Raw genomic sequence first — 3,084 nt, forward strand, 5'->3', positions numbered from 1 at the left:
GATGTGATGCTTAAAACTAAAATAAAAGATGTTGAGGTTGAAGGGTTTAAGAAATTCTTTTTTGGTTAGTTTTTAAGTTTTTTAATAATAAAGATTTACTGTCTTAGATACCTCCTTGCTTCTAAAAGCATTTATTTCTTATTCCCCTTTTTATAGGTGAGGAGGTTTATTTGCTATTGCTAATGAATAAACACATGAATAATACTTACATCTCTTGTAGAAAAAGGAAACGAATTTCATGATAAAAAAATAAGCCGAGGCTTTAGAGCAATAACAAAATGTCCGGCAGGCTCTTCCTGAGCCGCAGATCGAATGGAAAATTGCCAACTGCAACTCTGCGTACATGTACAGTGCTTGCTTTGCTCTCAAGGAGAACGATGAGGCGAAAAAATGGGGGGAGAGGATACTTAGTACACGTGGATCGGATATAGAGACAGCGCCGTTAATCGACCTCGGCATGGTTTTTTATGAGTTGAATCAATTTGATGAAGCGTACAAATATTTTAATGATTCTTATAACTACGTCAAAGAACGAACGTTTCAAGACAGAGCTGAAAAATACCTTGAGTTCTATTTTCCTAAGAGTGCGCAAGTTCGTTTTTTTCATAAAAAACAAATCAAACTTTAAACAAGAAGTTCATCCCATCGCCATTTTTAACGATTTGATTTTTTGCTTTCTGCACGCAACTTCCCTTTTTCTTTACGTCATGCTCATTCTTTTAAGTGTAAAGTCTTTAGATATTAGACTCTGAGCATTTAAAAGTCTTTTACCAGCTGTACGCAATAATGAAATTATGACAACTGCGATCGTCTGCTGGTAATCCACCTCGAACGACTTGCTGGAAAGGACACGCACAACCCCCTGACGCATGCTTAATCCGTTAAATCAAGGGGGATTGGCTCCTAAGCACGTTGATCCAACAACGCCAGGTAGATCGTATGTATTACCATCAGTATGGGCAGAATGGCTTGAAGAAGTAGCGATTCCAGGCTCCGGTAATGTAAAATAGGTTACTATATGAATATTAATAAAGATGATGATCTCCTTGTGATAGTAAAGAAAGAAGGAATATATTATTGGTTCGTGGCGTTCAAAGAAATGTGGATTTTAGATAGAATTAAATGGATAGAGGGTTTTGTGAAAAGTGGGGTGGAAATAAATCTACAGGATGTCCATAAGGAAAGATATGACATACCCGTAGTAAATGAAGAAAACGCGCAGATATTTATTGATGGGTTAATTAAAGATGGCTATTCATTCGATAAGGATGACATAGCTGATGAGTTTTTTAGTAGGCTTTCGCAAAAAACAACTTGGTGGGATATATATGATCTTATGCCGGATTTGCTTATAGATTTTGATAATAAAAGACTATATTCGGAGTATGTTGAAAGTATGCATTATCAAAAATATGTTCCTGATGGTTGGCAAGGTGAGCTTGTTGATTTCTGCGGTAATGGAACGTTACCTCAAGATGAAATGTTCTGGATAAAGAATGGAACAAATCATAGAAACGTTATCATTGCTGAAGGGTAAAAAAATTTTCAGCATACCATTTTAGATTATGCAATTGTCTTACAACACGCGAGTTAGTTTTTGTGTTAACCGATAAAAAGCCATTATTAACCGTTGTAACCCTATTTGATGCTTAGGGCAAAAGCTTCTTTGCCTGCACTGCCACGAGGCACATTTTTCTATTACTTAAAAATCATCTGAACGAAGAAGGGGTTGTTGTCTTTAGCTATGTGGAAAACCAAAATGGCTGGCATGATTGGTTTTATTTAAATGGTATGAAGCGTAACGCGTTGTCTCGATCAGGCCCTGCTTATTATGATAAAATGCGATTCAAAACTTTTAACGATTCCCGCTCGCAAAAAAAAGGATTTAGAAGATATATTATTGTCGACCGGCAGACCTCTCCTAAGAAACGGTGGTGTCAGCCTCGCTAAGTATTAGAGTCTGGCCTTACTTGTTGAGTGATTAATCGAGGTGCCTTTTCAGACGTTAAAGCTTGCGACTACACAAATCATTTCTTTGGAGGTGAGCAAGAAGTCAGATCTCTAAGATATTTTTTTGACTCCCTAATAAAAAATGTACGTGAAAGCGTGGATTTTTCCCGTTCATAAAAATTAAACGTAAACAAGAAGTTCATCACATCGCCATCTTCAACAATGTAGTCTTTTCCTTATGCACGCATCTTGCCTCCTTCTTTCGCGCCTGGCCCTTCCTGACCCAGCTCTTCCATAAACTCTTCACGGTCGGCATCGTCCAGTTCAGTATTATCGGATTCAACCGTGGCGCAAACTACTAACACTAACGAACCCGCAGTGAATATGACCGTCTTGGCCGCCTGCATCGCCGGGATATAGTTACCGGTAATTTTCAGTGCTCTTGGTTGCACCGCTGGGATACTACCGGTAACCCGCTCGAAGGATCTGCTCAGAAGGTTACGCACAACCGGCTGACGCAGCTGAACGGCATTCGCTGGCGCTATGACGTCCACGGACGCACCGTGGAGAAAGATAACGGACAGACCCGCTGGCACTACCGCTACGACGGTGAGCACCGCCTGACGGAGGTGATCAGCCAGCCGCGGGACCGCAACAGGCCGCAGACGCAGGTCAGCTTCCGCTACGATCCGCTCGGGCGACGCATCAGCAAAACGCGCCGCCAGATGCTGGGCTGCCAGCCAACCGGCAAGCCGGTCACCACGCGGTTTGTCTGGGAAGGGTTCCGGCTGTTGCAGGAGGTGCACGGGGACGTGCCGCTGACCTACGTCTACAGCGATCAGAACAGCTACGACCCGCTGGCGCGCATTGACGGCGTTGATGCTCCGGAGATTTTCTGGTTCCACTGCCAGCCCAACGGCACGCCGGAGCGGATGACGGATAGCGAAGGGCAGGTGCGCTGGGAAGGGGTGAACAGCGCCTGGGGCAAGCTGCTGCGGAAAAGCGAGACGCAGGTATCAGGATATTCTCAGAACCTGCGGATGCAGGGGCAATACCAGGACCGTGAGACAGGGCTGCACTACAATCTGTTCCGGTATTACGACCCGGACTGCGGGCGGTTTAAGCAGCAGGACC

Annotated in this window: 1 protein-coding gene and 2 pseudogenes; 2 read left to right on the plus strand and 1 reads right to left on the minus strand. The window is 43.6% G+C overall.

Going from position 1 to position 3,084, the window contains the following annotated elements; genetic code table 11:
* The first annotated feature begins 1,018 nt into the window (after nt 1-1,018).
* Complete coding sequence (locus IM290_RS21095; protein ID WP_023296769.1) at nt 1,019-1,537, plus strand: hypothetical protein; 519 nt, start codon at nt 1,019-1,021, stop codon at nt 1,535-1,537.
* 649 nt (nt 1,538-2,186) lie between these two features.
* Here IM290_RS21095 and IM290_RS21700 read toward each other — a convergent pair.
* A pseudogene (locus tag IM290_RS21700) lies at nt 2,187-2,363 on the minus strand (hypothetical protein); the annotation flags it as partial.
* Here IM290_RS21700 and IM290_RS21105 point away from each other — a divergent pair.
* Nucleotides 2,322-3,084 (plus strand): annotated as a pseudogene (locus IM290_RS21105) (RHS repeat domain-containing protein); the annotation flags it as partial. The pseudogenes IM290_RS21700 and IM290_RS21105 overlap by 42 nt on opposite strands.

The organism is Enterobacter cloacae complex sp. S1 (assembly GCF_014930525.1).
Lineage (GTDB): Bacteria > Pseudomonadota > Gammaproteobacteria > Enterobacterales > Enterobacteriaceae > Enterobacter > Enterobacter hormaechei_C.

Bases quoted from the DNA above. Each gene is read 5' to 3' on its own strand.
- IM290_RS21095 (WP_023296769.1), top strand. From the start codon at position 1,019: ATGAATATTAATAAAGATGATGATCTCCTTGTGATAGTAAAGAAAGAA.